We start from the raw sequence: 16,251 nt of genomic DNA, 5'->3' as shown, positions 1-16,251 counted from the left end.
TTATCGAGGTTCTCGGTTCATGCTGAGATAGGTAGGGTCGAACTCGGCGATTTCCGTTAGTCGATTCCAATCAAGAATGGTGACGATGTGGTTGCCCCAGCTAATGACGCCCACTTTTCGCAAGGCGCTGATCACCCGGTTCATATGCACGACCGAGAGGCCAAGCACGTCAGCCAGTTCGGTCTGCGAAATTGGCAGGTGGAAACTCATGCCGTTCGTCCGCTCCACCACCTGAAGTCGGACGAAGAGTTCGCACACAAGATGCGCCAGATGAGCTGCCTTCGACCGCCTGCCCATAGCCACTATCCATTCACGGTGGATGGCGCCGTCCACCAACGTATTCAGCCACAACAACCGTGTGAGATGGGGAGCCTGCTCGGTAATAGTGCGCAAACGACTGTGGTCGGCAACGACCACGCGGCAAGGCGAAAGCGCAATAATGCCGTGGTCCATTGTCTTCAGGAGGAAGGCGTGAAGATCGACAAAGTCGCCGGGCACCTGCAGTGAGGTAAACTGCCGTCCACCATCCTCCAAGACCTTGTATCGCGCCGCCAGGCCATCGAGGATCAGTGTGCTGTAGGTGGGCCTCGAGCCGACCGAAACCAGATCCTGTCCGGTCGCGAAATGCTTCTCGAAGACCATTGCGCCTGCCAGCAGCGCCTTCTCCTCGTCCGAAAGTGCATCGTGCTGGCCAAGGTTCAGGTAGAGTGACTCAAGCATTTCGGCTCCGTGACACACGCCCGTATGGGACTAGAGGTCTGGAGGGTCAGGCTCCGCGCTCGATCAAGCACGGCCAGTGTGTTTTGCATCATACCCGGATGCAGGATCTGCACTGATGCTTCTGCTGGTCGCACCTTCCCTCGTCTCCTTATGTCGAGCACAACTCTGCCCCCCTCGGAGAGTTCCATTGCTTTGACGACGCGGCGATCGAAGATCGACGGTAAGATTCCACTGGCACATCGAGCATTCGGATGAAGGGCTCAAAGTCGGAAAGGCGGAAAGCGCGGCCATTTGCGACCACGCCGGGCAATCAGCGCGAAGCTTTGTAAAGCTTGGCTGCGATTTCCATCATTTCTTCGGGCGCATAGTCCGGAGTGAATGCAGAGGGCACGCCGCTGAGCTGATGGATCTTGCCACCGTCCGGCATCCCTTCGATAACTTCCAGTTCGCCAGGCGGGTCACCGGGCAGCGCCATCTCACCCTGGCCCCAGATTCCGGCGATATCGGTGTAGTCCTCCGGGCTGAACGTATAGAGGCGGCGATGCGAGCCTTCGTCGAGGTATTTCTGACACTCCGGAATGTTGCCGAGGTAGATATTGGGCGTTGGTAGCATCTTCTCAATTTCGACGCCTGTCAGATTTTTGATGGCCAGCGCATATGCGTGTGCGTGCACTGATCCGCGCACCAAAAGATACCCGCAGATTTCGCGACCAGTTGCATCTGTCAAGGATTCGTAGACCCGCAACTTGTGCAGCCGGGCGCCGCATTCGAGATGAAAATTATGAAGGAGATCGACGATAACATTTCCGGTCGTCGTGACGAAATCCATATTCCAGGATGAGCCATTGGCGTTCATTGGCATGGCGCCGCCGGCGTTGGAAAAGAAGGCTCCCGCAAGCCGAACGTCCTTCATCGCTTCGTAGGGAGCGCCGGAGATGTCTCCGCCATCCTCCTCATCGGCGCCCTCAAGGTCGGGGCCATTGTTCAACATCGCGACGCCGTTGCTAACCAATTCGACGTGCCCGAGTTCCTCGGCGGTGATTGCAGCGACGAGGCTGTAGAATGGCTTCAGCTTGGACTTGCTGCGAAAATTGAAACTCTGGAACAGGTAATTTCCAAGAGTCGACATTTCACCATATTTTCCGCCCAGCAATTCTTGCAAAGCAGCACCGGCATTGGGATCCGCCAGGGTAGGGGCGGGGAGTTCTATTTGTAATTTATCGACACGTAAAAACATTTCAGTTTCCTTGGTTAGAGTTCACTGAGGCGCAACTGCTATGCGACAGTGATGTTCCCACCAGAAAACGATTGATGTCCATTTGACGATTTTTGGAGTCGCAATTCGATTTGTTTGACTAGCGAAAACCGGTAAAACGTTCAGACTCATAATAAATGGCATCATGACAGAGAACTATAACGCAGATTTCGACTGCATAACCGCAGAACGCGGATGGTCATGCGATTCAAGGGGCCGATTCCTGGTAATTTAGCGTTCCCAGCCTAAAACGGGATGATGAGGTATTTAGCCATCGGTCTGCTGGCTTCTTCAGGGTACGACCTTCCGACAGCCATGGAAAATCCGTGAAACTCGTCTGTCGCTATCCAAAGAACCTACCGGCCGAAACTTAGTGCTTCGGCCGGTAGACGTGATCAAACCCGGTTGACGTCGCGAGCGCCGTCGCGGCCAAATTCCTCTGGCGTGTAGTTCTCAGCAGCGGCATCAAACTCGTTCCAGCCGCCCGCCTGATATTTAGAGCGGCGTTCATCGAGATTCACTTTGCTCTGGCCCAGGATCCTCTCGGCATCAGCGACAAGGTCCTCGTCGACCTTGGCTGTGACCAGAGTTCCACCGCGGCGCACGCCCTCTGCATAGACGTTGGCATCCTCTTCCGGCACGCCGGAATCAGTGAGGGCGCCGACGATGCCGCCCGCAGCCCCTCCAACGGCCGCGCCGCCCAAGGCGCCGACAGCAGTGGCGGCCAGCCATCCGGCAGCCACGACCGGACCGACGCCCGGAATGGCCATGATGCCTAGGCCGGTGAGCAACCCGCCAGCACCGCCGATGACGGCGCCAACGCCGGCACCGCCGGCTGCATCTTCTGCGGCCTTGGAGCTGTCGCCGTTGTCATACCATTCGGTCGAGTTGCTGGCGACGATGCTGATATCGGAATGGGGGACGCCGCTGGCTTCCAACTGGCCGACAGCATCGGAGGCGTCATCGTAATTGTCGAATAGTCCGGTTACGGTTTTCATGTCTTTGATCTCCTCGATCTCTGTTTCAGTTGGTGCCGGCAACGATGTTGCCCTTGTAGTCCAGCGCCACGGTGGTGTTCTTGCCGTCCTTGTTTGCCTGGCCTCGCCAGATGCCCTGATCGTCCTTGGTTAGCTTCGACACATCCGAGAACCCGGCATCCTGGATGCGGGTTTTGGCCTGGTCCTCGGTGAAGCTGTTTGCGCCGGAAAGCGGAGGAGTCGGATCTGGCGCGTCACCCACCGTGGCGGTCGGCGTCTCGGAACTTGTCGCTGAAGGCTCGGTGCCCATAGTCGCCGCGATCTTTTCGATCATCTCCTGGTGCATCTTGAGCGTCGGGACGGTCTCCTGCGCGAAGGTTTTCAGCTGGGCGTTGTCGCCGTCCTGGGCATAGCTCTCGAATAGCTTGACCGCATCGGAATGCGCATCGCGCTGCATCTGGACATAGGTTCCGTCCACCGGGTCCTTGCTGTTTTGCAGAGCGTCCAGCTCGCTCTTGTGCTTGGCGTCCAGTTCCGTCGGCACCTTCAGCTTCTGTTCGCCGGCAATTGTCTCGAGCTTGGCGTTGGCCGCGCCATGATCGTCGATCATCTTCCGCGCGAAGTCCTTGACACCTTGATCCTGAGCCCTGCCTTCGACGATCTTGCTCGTATCCACTTCGAACATGCCGCCGATGGCGGCCTTGTCGACGAAGTCTTGCGCATTGTCTGCAGCGAAGGCCGGCAGTACGAAGGTCATAGCTGTAGCGGTGGCCAGTGAGGCCAAAAGCAATCGGATTTTCATGAATAGTGGATCCTTGTTAGGCACACATGTGCTATGGACCCTAACAAGCGCCTGACGGCTTTGTTCCGAACGATATGCGATAAAACCAGGTTAATCTCTTCGCTTGGTTGCTCGCATCCGAAGGTAACTTCCCTCGATAGACAGGGGCAAAGGCTTCCACTGGGGTTGACCCTTGGTAAGTTTGCTATTGTGCCGCACGGCAACGATGTTGTGCGAGTGCATTGCGCACCATAACGGTAGACAGGATACGCATTTGCGAAATCTCTCAGATACGATTGCCCGCCTTGCGGCGACGCGTAGCCGACCGGGTTTCTCCGAGCCACCCGGCCATACGCGTTTTTCCGAGATTGCCGAGTTCGGTTCCAATCCTGGCGCCTTGCGAGCACGCCTCTTCGTTCCCGACAATTTGGAAGATGGAGCTGCGCTGGTAGTCGTCCTCCATGGTTGTACCCAGAGCGCAGCCGCCTATGATCATGGTTCCGGCTGGTCGCAACTTGCGGTCGAGCAGGGATTCGCCGTTCTCTTCCCCGAACAGCGACGGGCTAACAATGCCAATCTTTGCTTCAATTGGTTTGCGCCTGGAGATATCAAGCGCGGCGGGGGGGAAGCGCTCTCCATCCGCCAGATGATCGAGGCGGTGGTCGAAGCGTATGGGCTCGATCGTGAGCGAATTTTTATCACTGGCCTTTCGGCTGGCGGCGCCATGGCAAATGTGATGTTGGCGGCCTATCCGGAGGTATTCGCTGGTGGCGCGATCATAGCAGGGCTTGCCTATGGCATCGCGTCGACAATCCCCGAAGCCTTCGATCGCATGCGTGGTCATGGCGGCCCGTCCACTGCAAGAATGCAGCGGCTGTTGCGTGAAGCAGCATCCCACAAAGGACCCTGGCCTAAAATCGCTATTTGGCAAGGGTCATCCGACAACATAGTCGTGCCTGCCAACGCGGATGCGATCGTGGCGCAATGGCAAGGGGTTCACGGCGTGGACGATTTGCCGGCGCACACAGAAAAAACCGGTGGCAAAACGAGGCAAATATGGTGCGACGTCAACGGCCAAGAGGTGATAGAGAAACTTACCGTTGCCGGTATGGGACATGGCACTCCATTGAAGACAGCCGGTGATGATGGACTAGGCGCGGCGGGGCCATTCATGTTGGAGGTCGGGATATCGTCCACGCGTGATATAGCCAGTTTCTGGGGCCTCGGAGTGTCAAGTGACAAGCGCACGGCGACGCAAGATGCCAAAATGGTAACTGCACCCGCTACAGCCTTGCAAACTAATGGTCTGGCAGAGAAACCGCACGTGGTTCGACTTGAACCGCAAGAACAATCGCAGCGACCTGCGCCGCCGCGAAATTCTGCCGTCGGCATCACGAAAGTAATCGAGGACGCTCTCCGCGCGGCGGGGTTGACGCGGTAGCTCCTGCCATCCTAGGTCCCCAACATCGGGGTGTGATGCAATCAGCGGACGAGATTAATGTCGCTGATCACGATGGTCTTGCCCGTCGCCGGGTCTTTGTCCATCGTCGTCAGACGCATTCCATTGCTGCCGACTTTTTCCAGCTTCAATTGAGCCGATCGGTCCCCGTTGACCTCTTTCGCCCAGTGAATGCCAAGGATCAGAGCGCTGCCCGAACGCTTGCCATTCAGACCGGCAGGGCCAGTACTCGAACCAGTGTAGATACCGGTATAGGTTTTGCCATTGGTTTTGACGTCGGCTCCGATCGCCCGCGAGAAAACCACATAACCTGTACATTTGCCATCTAGCGACAACGTGTTGTCAGTCGCTTGAGAAGCAAATTTGCAGTTGATCGCAATCGGCTTGGAGTCAGCCTCCACCTTGACTGTGCCCTTGCCGGACCAGCTTCCGCCAAACGATTTCAGGAAGTCGGCGTCAGTGGCATGAGCCGGCCCCGCCAGGGAGAACATTGCTGCGGCCAGCAGCCCAGTTGATTTTTTCAAACGTAAAAGTCCCTTCAATTGATTGGAGCGGAATGGAGGTAAAGCTCGGATTGGGCCGCCTAAGCGCTCGCTACAGTCTTCTCTATGTCCTGCACCGAATGACCGGTGAGATCCTTAGCGATTTCTCCGATCAGCACGGCCGAGAGCTTTTGATGATAGTGCTTTCGAAGCTCCCCCAGCGTTCGGGGGGCCGCGATAATGATCAGGTCGGCGATTTTCCCGCCTAGCACCTGGCGGTTGAGCAACTCGGCGGTCCCAGCGGCGAAACTATCTTCCTCGATTTGACCGTTGTCCGGATTGGCGGAGCTGCTCTGGTGACGTGCACCAGATCCCTTGTTCTCGTTAGTCACGTCTTCGACCACCGAGGCTGTCAGCTTGGGATTGGCTTCGTCGCCTGAATTGCGAAATAAGTTCAGCCTCTCGCCGTCAGCCACCGCGACGGTTGCTCCCTTGGGAATGTACATATTTTATTGTCTCCAAAATTGCGCCAACGGACGGCTGGTCCAACTGGACGCCTTGTGACGTCAGTCCCAACGTCTCAAATCGCTATTGGATGCCTTGGCTCGGAGCTTTTCGCTGAATTGGGCTCCAGAGAGACTGCGTTCCCTAGAACGTCGTTCAATTTGGAACTGCTTTGCCAGATAAGCGAAACGCGGGCGGTGTGGGACAATGAACGAGGTCAACAGCCGTGCTTGGAGGATGCTCACTTCGGGGTAGAACCGAAGACCCGTGCCAAAGCCGCTTGCAGCGTCTGCGTCGCATCTCCCGCAATCGATTGGATGCACAATCAATCCGGCAGGACGGCCTTCGGCCCTAGACTCCCCGTCGAGCCCGAAGGACGCGCACGCTCGACGGTCGCAGGAACTTTAAGCTGCCTTTCTGAGTTGGTCGGGTCAAAGGAGAGGCATCATGTCTACGAAACCCGACATCCAAAATGCTCGCACGTCCAAAGGCTCTACAAGGAAGAGCCCGGAAGCAGACGCGCAAGGCCAGTCTGAGAAAAACCACGAGGGCGGAAAGAACGATGGTGTTTCGAGCGCCAACCCCCGGATCTTGTCCGGCAAGGACGACGGCGACGCCACGTTCCCTCTGAAGCGCAGAAAGTAGGTCGTCATTGGCGGCGCGCCATGTGTTGCTGAGCCGCGAGACTGCCGCTGGGGCCTCAGGAAGAATCTGACTTTGTGAAACCTTTAGCCACATCGTCCAGCATCCCAAGGGCTGCACTCTGCTTCGTAGGCTGAAGCACTCGTTGTGCTGCGGCAGCGGCTTTAAACGCCGCAAATGCAACCGCCGGATTGCACGTCCCGTCTTTGGCTCCGGCAATCAGCCGACCAGCGTCCTTGAAAACAGCAGCTTGCTTGTTGGGCCACTGTGCTTGCAGGGCGATCTCGGCTTCGTATAGCGAAGAGACCACCATTGATTGGCCATCGAGAAACTTAACCGTTAGCGGAAGAAATTTGCCCATGCCCGCATCTCCAATTTTTTGAGCGGCATAACGGTGCAGGAGCATTTTGGTTGCGAGCAGGAACCTCTCTTGGCGGGACGAGTTGCCAAGCACCCAATTGGCATTTCTCCAACCCTCCCCCGATCGGCAAAGCCCGCCATTTCACAGCAATGGCGGGCTTTTTTTTGTTGGACTGGGAACCTGGATAGCAATGGCGGGTTGGGGCAGCGAGGGCGCGCGCCGGAAGGTGTACGCTTGGATCCATCGCCCATCTTGCCGAGTCGGCGCGGGCCATCTCACCGGAGTTTGGACATGCCGAAAAACATCCCCGAAATTGAAGCTCGCCAAGGTGGATGGGGCCGCCACGGTTTCACAATCCTGATATCGGCACTGCTCCTGACGGCAGCCGCTTGGGGCATCGCTGAGCTCTACGGGGAGCAGGCAAAGACACCATCTACGGAACAAGGCGGGGGGCCGGCGTCTACCGGCCCAGCCTCTCCGTCGGGCGATCTTGTAAAATCGAAGACAGACACTATGAATGTCGAGCCGGTCGATCAGAACCCCAAGGTCGATAGGAGTCCGACTCCACAATCGAGCACAGGCGGAGACCAACAGGGCCTACAGCCGGCGCAGCCGGCCGCGCCTTAGGTTACGGAGTGAGCGCACGCGGCAAGATGGCCTGTCGAGGATTCCCTTGAGTCACTGCGCGCCGTCTCCCGCGCTCAGTAGAATCATTTCCAGCCCTTACTATGGCATCGCCGTTAGCTGCCGCCCCTTCACATATGTTATTGACCAACTTCATCACGCGGTCGCTTAATTCCAGCCAGCAGCGGGACGAAACGGCCACCGATGCTGGGAGCATAGACGCTCTCGCCGCTCCAAAGGGGTCGCAGAGATGTTTCGAAACTGCCATTGCGGAATTCAACCTGAAGAGATTCAGCTTTTGCAACGGGTATTTGATCAGCTTTGTGCAGACGTGGGTCTTCAAAGGGGTTCGGAAGAGGCTGAACTGATCGGAGCATCATTGATTGAAATGTTCCAGGCCGGGGTGCGCGACGAAGCCCGGCTGCTCGCACAAGCGCGCGTCCGGCGACGCGAAAATCTTATGTGCATGGTTTAGCAGATTGGCTCAACGACGGGTCGATAAGAAAAACTTGAACGGGCTGACCGTGAGTTTCGGCTCGCCGTAGAGGCTGAGCGGAAAGCACGACAGGAGAAGACTGCTCAGCTGCGTGAGCGGCGGTTGGCGTTGAACATCAAACCTCAGGGAAATTTCCGGCTGAAAGCTAGTTCTTAATCCGCTGCCATCACTTTATTCCGAAAGGCTACCGCCTCCACAAACGCCCGCGCAGCAGCGTCACACCGTCTTCGAGAAGGTCCATTCGCAAAGAGAAGCACCTCGGCCGCCTTAGGCGAAAGCCCCCACTTTCTGGCAAAGTAGCTGGCATCGTACGGATGGGCTTCGGAAATCAGGTTCCGGGTTCGGTTCGCTCTTCCCATCGCTCGATCTAAGCCCTCTGGCGAAACGAGGGCCACAACATATGTGAATACAGCAAACCTAAAATGATACGCAAACAAGGAGGTGCCGTTCACTCCGCAGCGGCTGCCGCAACCTTTCGAAGGTGAAGGTAGTTGGGATTCCAGCCCGCTTCGCTTTCCAGCCTCTTCGAATTCAGAACTGTGAGCTGATTGCTTTCGAGGCTGATGAGCGCCTTGCGCCGCAACGACTGCAGCACTCGATTCATGTGGACTGGGGTCATGCCCATGGTGTCAGCCAATTCCACCTGCGTAAGAGGCAGCGTATATTTCTGATCGCTCACCAGCCCCACCGATCGCAGTCTTGCCAAAAGCTCACAGAGCAAATGAGCTACCCTCGGCTCAGCTTCCCTCTGCCCGATGTTGACCAGCCACTCCCGCAGCGTGCCCTCATCAACCATCGTGCTTAGGAGCAGGCCTCTGGCGATGTTGGGGCGATCGAGCAGTTCCAAGACGACCGTACGCGGAAGATCAACGATCTCACATGTTGATAATGTCCCAAGCGAATGGTCCATATGATCAAGTAGGAAGACGTGTAGATCGCAGATGTCACCGGGGACGAGGTAGGCCATTATCTGGCGCCGCCCATCTTGGAGAATTTTGTAGCGGCAGGCAAAGCCCTGAAGGACTAAATGGACGTCGCTTGGTTTCTCGCCTTCGGATATCAAATCGACATGTGCAGCGACAGTGCGCGTCTTGCTAATGACGGAGTCCAGGAGCGCAAGATCGATCTTATCGAGATGCATGAAATTGCGAAGTTTCCGGCTGAGAAAGTTGGGGGCCATATGCAAACCTGTCGTGACGCGTCACCTGAGATTTAAGGCCAAATCCGGCTTTCACCTTAACATAGGTTAGCGCAGCCCTAGCAACGAATCTCCTGCTGCCCTATGTTGAGTATGGTTCGTCGCGAATTGTAAGGATTGACTTCCCTTTGTCTGTTGCTGCGGCGGAAGCCAGAACCCTGCGCGGGATCGGCCGGTCAATCGGTTTCTTCGCAAACCGAGGACGATGGCGGTGGCCAGATTCTACTTCGACGTTCAAAGAGACGAGATTGACGAACCCGATTTGGTTGGGACCGAACTTCTCGCGCGCACTCTCGTGCCGGATTTGGCGCTGGAGTTGGCGCTAGAAATTGCCAGGGAGGCATTGCCTCGAATGATGAAAATCATCATCTCCGTGCGTGACGGTGAGCCCGCTCCTGTTTTTCAGGCCACCCTGCTTCTTGACGGCAAATGGCACCGTTGAACAGATCGCAGATCAGGACCAGCTCGTGATCCCAAGTTTAGTGCCAATCCCGGGACGGGAAAGGCCAATTGCTTGGGCGCCTTGAGGAAGGAAGTGCTCCACCACTTTGCACGACGCCACTAATCAGGTACCGCCCGGGTACCAAGAGCTGCTAACTCTGTCATGGTTCGCATCCCGGTTCCCGGTTCTTTAGGATTCTCGCTTCTCGCAGCAATGATGATCGTTCAGGCCCGATTAGCTGTATAAGCTCCAGTGCCTGTTCAAAGGTTATACCGGTTTCTCGTGCAAGCGCTTGCGCTTGGAGATCCTGCGGCCGAGAGCGTCCCGCATCGTCTTTGTCGCCCATCACCGCTTCTCCTGATCATCAGTCAGGAAGCTTTGATGCCGACACTTGTTCCCAAGAAATTATGTCAGCGGGACCTTTCATCTGCGAAACCTTCTAGCTGCGCGGAAACTCGGCCACATGCGAGGTGAGGAAGACGTTGTCTCGCCGCGGGATTTTAGCGACGAAAACTAATGATCGCGCTGACGATTGCTTCTCATCGCTACCGCAGCCCGGAATGCACGGGCAGCTGCGTCACAAGCGATCTTTGAAGGGCCATTCGAAAAAAGTATCACCTCTGCCGCCTTCTGCGTCAGCCCATACTTTTCGGCGAAGACATCAGCATCATAGGGATGATCGTGAGCTTCAGGGTCTGCACTGGCTTGGGCTTTTCCCATTGTTGATCCTATTTCCTGTTCCGGGCTTTTCCGCGATCTCAACGAAGCCGAAATCTCCTGATGAGGCATTCGCTTTCTTCTTGCGGGCGAAAGCACCTACATCCAAGCGCCTTTGCCGGATGGGCGGCGACCTGGCTAGACAATAGAGCCTTTTAGAGACTGCGCGCCCTCATTTGATATCAAGCGCTGCGATCGGAACTTAATGCCGTTAGCCGGCTTGAGGGCGATGAGCAAGCGCGGCATCGATTTCCTGCACAAGTGGATTGAAAACAATATTCCCGAAACTGCGAGCTTCCCGACGGCGTCCCGGCGGACATTGCTCGTCTCCCCAAGCCGTTTCTGGAGGATGACTTGGAGAGGGGCCATAATCTCCGCTCTAAAGGCATGAGGCGCATAATACATTACTTGTTCCTTAAGAGAACCACACGCAGGATATTAGCGGACCATTTGGATTGCCGAGCCTGATGGCAGCTTCGTAGACATTGCAACACCGGCATCACATCGCGCCTAGAGTTCCTTCCTGATGAACTCTCGTGCTGGCTTTGCGGCCAAGCAACGATGGCGCGGATAAAGCGAACCTACCGTGTCGGACAATAACTAGTAGTGCTGTCTAATACTTTCGCTTGATCGTTGGCCTTCGGTTGTCGTTGGGGTGTTGCTTGTTGCAGCTTTTCACTTGTCGTTGCGCTTGCCGGTCCTGGGCTAAGCCTAGGTGGTTTAGACCCGTTCCCGGGAGCCACTGTTGGCCTCTTCACCCTCTGGTACCCAATCGGTCTCGGTGCCACTTCGGCGTCATCGCGGGAGTGCCGATGCGATCGCGATTGGAGGTGGTTTGAGAACCCAGACCTGCTGCAGCAGGAAAGCGGAAAGGGAAGTTGGGAGGTGGGCTGGCTCTCACCAAGAAAAATTTTTGTCGCCGAGGAACCTGAGGGTCTCGGGCTAGTTCGTTTTGGAGTGGAGGAGATTGCATCATGAACAGCGTTATTTATCTCATCGGCCTTGTCGTCGTTGTGCTTGCGATCCTCTCCTTCCTCGGATTCCATTAGGAGATACCATGCCACGCAAAGACGATCAGGGCCCTAAGCAGGCCGATTTCGAAACAGCAAAGAACGAGTTGTCCGATCGCTTTCAGCAGGAAAAGCAGACTGCGACAGAGACGCTGCATGACGCTCGCGACGAACTCACGAGGAAAGCCGGTGACTACGCTTCGGAAGTTAAGCAAGCGCTATTCAACAAGGCTGAAGGGACACAGCGTGATGTCAGCGCCAACCTGAGCGCCTTTGGCGGAGCGTTGCGAGCGGCAAGCGAGCATTTGGCCAACAGCGACCAACGCACCGCTTCGAAGTTCGTCCTTGATGCCGCAGGCGGCCTCGAGCGACTTTCTTCTTCCGTGAAAGACAAACCATTCGAAGAAGTTCTTGGTGAGATCCAATCATTCGGCAGGGACAACCCAGGGGCGTTGATCGCCGGTTCAGTGTTGGCAGGCTTGGCGCTCGGGCGATTTATCAAGAGTTCGCCCCAGTCTGCGTCGGCCGAAGCAAAACGCCAATCGCAAACCGATTGGGCTTCGCCAAATGAAAACAAAACTGTGCAGCAGGCCGGCGAGCCTGCCGATGACTGGAGTAACGCAAACCCTGGAGCAAACCCATGACTGACAACCAGGACAACCGCAGCCTCGCCACGCTTGTAAGCGATCTGGCACAGCAGGTTACGACTTTGCTTCAGACCGAAGGCAATCTGCTGCGGGCGGAAATGTCGGAAAAACTGAGTAAGGCAGGCGCGGGTGCAGTCGAGATTGTCGGAGGCGCAATATGTCTTCTGGCCGCTTTGGTCGTGCTTTTGCAAGCGCTCGTGATCGCCTTGGCGAATGTCGGGTTGGGGGCCGGATGGTCCTCGCTATTGGTCGGCATAGTTGTCGCGGCACTCGGAGCTATTCTCATGCGCTCCGGAATTGCCAGCATGGCCCCGTCCGAGCTGACACCCGATCGCACACAAGACCAACTTAAGCGCGACGTGCGCGTGATCAAGGAACAAATAAGATGAGCGACAAATCTGCAGCCGAGCTTGAGCGGGAGGCCGACATTGCTCGAGCGAAAGTGTCTGACACTGCGGATTCGATCCGCAACAAAATGAGCCCGGGCCAATTGATCGATGAATTTGCCGGAATATTCACTGGCGGTGACGGATCCGCAATGCTCGGTAATCTTAGGGCACAGGTCAGGGACAACCCGTTGCCACTCACGCTCGTTGGCGCAGGGCTGGCTTGGTTGATGCTTGGAAGTGGCGCGTCGCATGGAAGCGCTGCCACCGGTGCATATCGGGCCGGTAGAAACGCTAACGACGTATCCCAGGATGGGGACCGTGATGATGATGACTTCGGCAATGAAGTTTCCGGAATCGGAGTAAGGGTTTCTGACGCCAGTAAGCTAGCTGCATCAGTGGTAAGCGATGCAGCCGGGGTAGCAGTCAACGCGACAACAGACGCGGGCGAGAGACTGAAGCAGACTGCAGCGCAGTTTGCCTCGAGTGCAGGAGATATGTCTGCTAGCGCGCGGCATACAGTACAGGAGGTGTTCCAGCGCGAGCCTCTAGCTATCGCAGCCCTCGGCCTTGCAATCGGCACCGCGATTGGGGTGATGCTCCCCCACACCGCCATGGAGGACGAGCAACTCGGCGAATACCGCGACAAGCTGCGCGAGTCTGCTCAGAATGTTTTCGACAAAGGTCTGGAGCAGGTCAAGGAAGTCGCGGCCGAGGCATATGAAACGGTCAAGGACGAGGCTGACCGCCAAAGTTCGAGCGGTGACGCGGAGACATTGGCGGGGCGTGTTGGCAACGTCGTCAGATCGACTGCACACAAGACCGAAGAGGCCATTCGAGAGCGCGTGCTCGGGTCGGATGAGGCGTCCAAAACGACGTAGCGCACACCGGTTAGGTTTGCGTTAGGCATTGCGGGTTGGCAAGGATCGGAAGGTGTACGCCATCTTAGTCGGCCCGCGTTCGCGGTGGTGGTCGCCGGCCGCTGATCGGGCGTATCGAATTGCGGTTGGGCCGAGCGCCAAGTTCGCGAAGCGAAAATAGGCACGTCTGCGAGAACAACCGCTCACTCAATGCATCGAAGGCGCCGAACCAGGACCGGCGAGCCGCCGGTCGTGTTCTGGAAGACCGAGGCGAAAGATTGTTGAAGTGTATTGAGAGTCGCACGTTCCCAGGGTCCAACGCCATTCCAAGCCCTCTCAAAGGGCCGCGAAAGCTAAAGGGGAGCTTCGCTTTCTATAGCGAAAGTGGAACCGGATCGGTGTTCGGAGATTTTACCTTCAATGCATCATGCATAGGAGATCGCCAAGTGTTCAGCGATACCGAAACCCGCTTAGTTGAAACTGGCCTAATTCTAGCCGTGCCGCTCTCTGTCGCGATCGTCGTTCTCTCTGTCTGGCTTACGTCGGTATAAACAAAAATGTGGCCATTCGTCCCGACCCCTCCTGCCGAAAAGGGAGTGCTCATGAGGAGCGTTTGCCTAGTGCGTTGGGCAGCCGCTGCTTAGTTATTTCTGTCGTGAGAGCTTGATGAGTACACGCGGCATTTCCTCGGCAAACGGATGACTGAGTATTGCCGGACGCTATCACCGCGATCCCTAGAGCCATCAGCGATCCGCGCGGCTTGGCCACGAAAGCCACTGAAGGAACGGGATCGCCCCCAGGAAAAATCGCCGGAGGTTGGCAGCGTGTTCAAGGTCATTCTTGCCGCCATGCACTACAAAGATGGTGGACTTGGATGAACAAGATCCTTTTCGTCGCGGCCGATTTTCTGTCACGCCCGCCGGGCTTCTATGTAATGGTCATAGCGATGGTGGTCTGTAGCGCCTTGGTGCCTTTCGGCCTGACGAATGTCGTGACTTACGGCCTGTCAGTAGCAGCAATCATAATCACCGGCGTCGTTTTGATACAGGGCTACCGGGACACTGCCGCCATTCACGCCAAGCTCGATGAGATCATCGTTGCACTCAATGAAACGCGAAACGACGTTGTCGGGCTAGAACACGCCGACCCGAAAGAGATCAAGGCGAGGTTGGCCAAGGTTGAAGCAGAAGCCGCCGGGCGCCCCGGAGATCGCGCAAGTCCGTCATAATAAAACCATCGGCCTTGAGTGACGAAAGCGGCATTTCTGATCCTAGAGGTCAATTCCGCCGCGCTTGCACAGATCGATGACCGTAACTCGAGTGGCTTCGTCCTTGCCTAAGAGAACCAACATGAAGCGGCCACCAGGCTCCATGACTCCGATAAACGGAATTGAGCCGGCTTCTGCCCTGATCACAAAGCCACAGACGTTCAGCAGGTCTTTATCGGTGCGTGTAGCCTGCACTCCGGAAAATTGGGCCGATGATGGAACTTTCGAAACCTGTCGGACGGCGGCCTCCATAGTCTCCACTTCCGAGTATGAAAGTGGATAGAATTCCCCCCGCTCAATCTCGCCGGCAGGGACCGCCACAGCGCCGCCAGCGAAGATAATGCCCGCCAAAAGCCGCCGCATGAATTCCTCCCTATCCTCCTACACAGCATCGCGTAAAGGCTTCCATTATTGGCCCTGGGCAAAGCAGAACTCATATACGCGTCGCAGATCCTCGTCGGTCACCCTGACCCAGATATGCTCGGCAGTCCGAACTGTTACGTTGCGGCCAGTAGCGTTGCGCGCTGCCTCCTCTGGCGTTCCGGCCCTCACCACGTGCCACGTGGTGATCGCATCGCCGATCATCTGTTCAACATAGTATTCTTGCACGGGACACCGTTTAGATCGACCTATAGTTGAACATTCGACCCCATGTGCATGTTCCAAGCGGTGATTGATTTTTAGGGTCGAAAGTAAGCCGATGTTTGCATACTAACTGGCGAGGCGATTCGCTTGCGGGCCGTAAGGCGTAGTTTTCAGTATCGCCCGCACCTTGCATTGCAAACGGACGCTTGGAAGCCAACTCAGGTGCTCCCGCCATAGTTGGGGGAGACGGACCGGCAGATGTCAATTCAGAAACAGGATTGCGGCTTTCGACTGCGACATCCTTCGTAGTGCCTTCTGGACAAAACCTGCGAGACAATGTTGGAGATGTCGGGAGCCCGCAAAGCAAGCGATAGCGACCTAACGACCCAACCCATTCTTCGGTCGCTTGGAAGCCCGTCGTTCCTTAGGGAGGGGCGGGCTTTTTTCTGCATTAGCGGAACCTGATATTTGGCGATTGGTTTCAATAGTGGCAGCACCCCCTCGCTGCTGGTCAAGAATGGCAAACCTTGACCGGGCCCGCTTCCCCGCCAGAGGGGCGGGCCCACCGGGCTCCGACCACAGGAACGCCAAGTACGAACGGAGTAAAGAGCCAGCGGGCTCTTTCTTTATGCCGCTCGGCGATAGCCGGCCGCAAATTCCTTATGGGCGACCGTGAATTCAAACACGGCAGACGCTGTTTCATCGACCACTCGAAACCAATGCTCTTCGGAGGTTCGGGGGGCTATCGGGCGCCCCGTGACACCCTCCACGGCAGCAATTGCTGAAGTGGTGTGACGGCGCTTCGTGCGACAACTTGATCGTCGCCCATCTCGTCGAC

18 protein-coding genes are annotated in these 16,251 nt (G+C 56.6%); 8 read left to right on the top strand and 10 right to left on the bottom strand.

The window, feature by feature from the left end; genetic code table 11:
- From OHD62_RS19330 to OHD62_RS19315, 4 genes are all read right to left on the bottom strand, one after another.
- Positions 1–720 carry a Crp/Fnr family transcriptional regulator gene (locus OHD62_RS19330; RefSeq protein WP_263784938.1) on the bottom strand — a complete coding sequence of 240 codons (720 nt, stop codon included), beginning with the start codon at positions 718–720 and terminating at the stop codon, positions 1–3.
- A 310-nt stretch (positions 721–1,030) separates the two neighbouring features.
- Positions 1,031–1,957 carry a manganese catalase family protein gene (locus tag OHD62_RS19325; RefSeq protein WP_006337428.1) on the bottom strand — a complete coding sequence of 309 codons (927 nt, stop codon included), beginning with the start codon at positions 1,955–1,957 and terminating at the stop codon, positions 1,031–1,033.
- 413 nt (positions 1,958–2,370) lie between these two features.
- Positions 2,371–2,973 carry a general stress protein gene (locus OHD62_RS19320; RefSeq protein ID WP_263784935.1) on the bottom strand — a complete coding sequence of 201 codons (603 nt, stop codon included), beginning with the start codon at positions 2,971–2,973 and terminating at the stop codon, positions 2,371–2,373.
- A gap of 25 nt (positions 2,974–2,998) precedes the next feature.
- On the bottom strand, positions 2,999–3,754 hold the full coding sequence (locus OHD62_RS19315) for a DUF4142 domain-containing protein (RefSeq protein WP_263784933.1): 756 nt from the start codon (positions 3,752–3,754) through the stop codon (positions 2,999–3,001).
- Positions 3,755–4,007: 253 nt separating this feature from the next.
- Here OHD62_RS19315 and OHD62_RS19310 point away from each other — a divergent pair, with 253 nt between their 5' ends.
- Positions 4,008–5,174 (top strand): alpha/beta hydrolase family esterase, encoded by a 1,167-nt coding sequence (locus OHD62_RS19310; RefSeq protein ID WP_263784931.1) that lies wholly within the window; start codon positions 4,008–4,010, stop codon positions 5,172–5,174.
- A gap of 41 nt (positions 5,175–5,215) precedes the next feature.
- Here the strand turns inward: OHD62_RS19310 and OHD62_RS19305 are convergent, their stop codons facing one another.
- Together OHD62_RS19305 and OHD62_RS19300 are read right to left on the bottom strand one after the other, a co-directional pair.
- A complete protein-coding gene (locus OHD62_RS19305; RefSeq protein ID WP_263784929.1) occupies positions 5,216–5,716 on the bottom strand; it encodes a hypothetical protein in 501 nt (166 codons plus the stop codon).
- Between the two features lie 59 nt (positions 5,717–5,775).
- Positions 5,776–6,180 (bottom strand): host attachment family protein, encoded by a 405-nt coding sequence (locus OHD62_RS19300; RefSeq protein WP_263784927.1) that lies wholly within the window; start codon positions 6,178–6,180, stop codon positions 5,776–5,778.
- A 445-nt stretch (positions 6,181–6,625) separates the two neighbouring features.
- On the opposite strand from OHD62_RS19300, the gene OHD62_RS19295 reads away from it, so the two are divergent.
- The gene (locus tag OHD62_RS19295) at positions 6,626–6,823 is read left to right on the top strand and encodes a hypothetical protein (protein WP_263784924.1); all 198 of its coding nucleotides are present in this window, start codon (positions 6,626–6,628) and stop codon (positions 6,821–6,823) included.
- A gap of 55 nt (positions 6,824–6,878) precedes the next feature.
- Here OHD62_RS19295 and OHD62_RS19290 read toward each other — a convergent pair whose 3' ends face one another.
- A complete protein-coding gene (locus OHD62_RS19290; RefSeq protein ID WP_006337413.1) occupies positions 6,879–7,181 on the bottom strand; it encodes a DUF982 domain-containing protein in 303 nt (100 codons plus the stop codon).
- A gap of 874 nt (positions 7,182–8,055) precedes the next feature.
- Between OHD62_RS19290 and OHD62_RS19285 the strand changes: the two genes are divergently transcribed.
- The gene (locus OHD62_RS19285) at positions 8,056–8,280 is read left to right on the top strand and encodes a hypothetical protein (RefSeq protein ID WP_263784919.1); all 225 of its coding nucleotides are present in this window, start codon (positions 8,056–8,058) and stop codon (positions 8,278–8,280) included.
- Between the two features lie 469 nt (positions 8,281–8,749).
- On the opposite strand, the gene OHD62_RS19280 is transcribed toward OHD62_RS19285, so the two are convergent.
- The gene (locus tag OHD62_RS19280; RefSeq protein WP_263784917.1) at positions 8,750–9,442 is read right to left on the bottom strand and encodes a Crp/Fnr family transcriptional regulator; all 693 of its coding nucleotides are present in this window, start codon (positions 9,440–9,442) and stop codon (positions 8,750–8,752) included.
- A gap of 268 nt (positions 9,443–9,710) precedes the next feature.
- Here OHD62_RS19280 and OHD62_RS19275 point away from each other — a divergent pair, with 268 nt between their 5' ends.
- Positions 9,711–9,941 carry a DUF6894 family protein gene (locus OHD62_RS19275; RefSeq protein WP_263784916.1) on the top strand — a complete coding sequence of 77 codons (231 nt, stop codon included), beginning with the start codon at positions 9,711–9,713 and terminating at the stop codon, positions 9,939–9,941.
- 513 nt (positions 9,942–10,454) lie between these two features.
- Here the strand turns inward: OHD62_RS19275 and OHD62_RS19270 are convergent.
- The gene (locus OHD62_RS19270) at positions 10,455–10,661 is read right to left on the bottom strand and encodes a hypothetical protein (protein WP_263784914.1); all 207 of its coding nucleotides are present in this window, start codon (positions 10,659–10,661) and stop codon (positions 10,455–10,457) included.
- 1,054 nt (positions 10,662–11,715) lie between these two features.
- On the opposite strand from OHD62_RS19270, the gene OHD62_RS19265 reads away from it, so the two are divergent.
- The 4 genes from OHD62_RS19265 (at position 11,716) to OHD62_RS19250 (ending at position 14,789) form a co-directional block, all read left to right on the top strand.
- On the top strand, positions 11,716–12,312 hold the full coding sequence (locus tag OHD62_RS19265) for a hypothetical protein (protein WP_263784912.1): 597 nt from the start codon (positions 11,716–11,718) through the stop codon (positions 12,310–12,312).
- Entirely contained in the window at positions 12,309–12,704 is a 396-nt protein-coding gene (locus OHD62_RS19260; RefSeq protein ID WP_263784910.1) for a phage holin family protein, read from the top strand. Before OHD62_RS19265 ends, OHD62_RS19260 begins: the two co-directional genes overlap by 4 nt.
- Positions 12,701–13,582 carry a hypothetical protein gene (locus OHD62_RS19255; protein WP_263784909.1) on the top strand — a complete coding sequence of 294 codons (882 nt, stop codon included), beginning with the start codon at positions 12,701–12,703 and terminating at the stop codon, positions 13,580–13,582. Before OHD62_RS19260 ends, OHD62_RS19255 begins: the two co-directional genes overlap by 4 nt.
- A gap of 853 nt (positions 13,583–14,435) precedes the next feature.
- Positions 14,436–14,789, top strand: a complete 354-nt coding sequence (locus tag OHD62_RS19250; RefSeq protein WP_263784907.1) for a low affinity iron permease family protein — start codon at positions 14,436–14,438, stop codon at positions 14,787–14,789.
- Positions 14,790–14,831: 42 nt separating this feature from the next.
- Here the strand turns inward: OHD62_RS19250 and OHD62_RS19245 are convergent, their stop codons facing one another.
- Positions 14,832–15,191 carry a hypothetical protein gene (locus tag OHD62_RS19245; RefSeq protein WP_263784905.1) on the bottom strand — a complete coding sequence of 120 codons (360 nt, stop codon included), beginning with the start codon at positions 15,189–15,191 and terminating at the stop codon, positions 14,832–14,834.
- Positions 15,192–16,251: the final 1,060 nt, after the last annotated feature.

It is taken from the genome of Mesorhizobium sp. YC-39 (assembly GCF_025753795.1).
Taxonomy (GTDB): domain Bacteria; phylum Pseudomonadota; class Alphaproteobacteria; order Rhizobiales; family Rhizobiaceae; genus Mesorhizobium.
This window is presented reverse-complemented; position numbering and strand designations above follow the sequence as displayed.

Excerpts from the sequence above, each read along its gene's own strand:
- OHD62_RS19330 (WP_263784938.1), bottom strand. The coding sequence starts at position 720 with ATGCTTGAGTCACTCTACCTGAACCTTGGCCAGCACGATGCACTTTCG.
- OHD62_RS19325 (WP_006337428.1), bottom strand. The coding sequence starts at position 1,957 with ATGTTTTTACGTGTCGATAAATTACAAATAGAACTCCCCGCCCCTACC.
- OHD62_RS19320 (WP_263784935.1), bottom strand. The coding sequence starts at position 2,973 with ATGAAAACCGTAACCGGACTATTCGACAATTACGATGACGCCTCCGAT.
- OHD62_RS19315 (WP_263784933.1), bottom strand. The coding sequence starts at position 3,754 with ATGAAAATCCGATTGCTTTTGGCCTCACTGGCCACCGCTACAGCTATG.
- OHD62_RS19300 (WP_263784927.1), bottom strand. The coding sequence starts at position 6,180 with ATGTACATTCCCAAGGGAGCAACCGTCGCGGTGGCTGACGGCGAGAGG.
- OHD62_RS19295 (WP_263784924.1), top strand. The coding sequence starts at position 6,626 with ATGTCTACGAAACCCGACATCCAAAATGCTCGCACGTCCAAAGGCTCT.
- OHD62_RS19290 (WP_006337413.1), bottom strand. The coding sequence starts at position 7,181 with ATGGGCAAATTTCTTCCGCTAACGGTTAAGTTTCTCGATGGCCAATCA.
- OHD62_RS19285 (WP_263784919.1), top strand. The coding sequence starts at position 8,056 with ATGTTTCGAAACTGCCATTGCGGAATTCAACCTGAAGAGATTCAGCTT.
- OHD62_RS19280 (WP_263784917.1), bottom strand. The coding sequence starts at position 9,442 with ATGCATCTCGATAAGATCGATCTTGCGCTCCTGGACTCCGTCATTAGC.
- OHD62_RS19270 (WP_263784914.1), bottom strand. The coding sequence starts at position 10,661 with ATGGGAAAAGCCCAAGCCAGTGCAGACCCTGAAGCTCACGATCATCCC.
- OHD62_RS19265 (WP_263784912.1), top strand. The coding sequence starts at position 11,716 with ATGCCACGCAAAGACGATCAGGGCCCTAAGCAGGCCGATTTCGAAACA.
- OHD62_RS19260 (WP_263784910.1), top strand. The coding sequence starts at position 12,309 with ATGACTGACAACCAGGACAACCGCAGCCTCGCCACGCTTGTAAGCGAT.
- OHD62_RS19255 (WP_263784909.1), top strand. The coding sequence starts at position 12,701 with ATGAGCGACAAATCTGCAGCCGAGCTTGAGCGGGAGGCCGACATTGCT.
- OHD62_RS19250 (WP_263784907.1), top strand. The coding sequence starts at position 14,436 with ATGAACAAGATCCTTTTCGTCGCGGCCGATTTTCTGTCACGCCCGCCG.
- OHD62_RS19245 (WP_263784905.1), bottom strand. The coding sequence starts at position 15,191 with ATGCGGCGGCTTTTGGCGGGCATTATCTTCGCTGGCGGCGCTGTGGCG.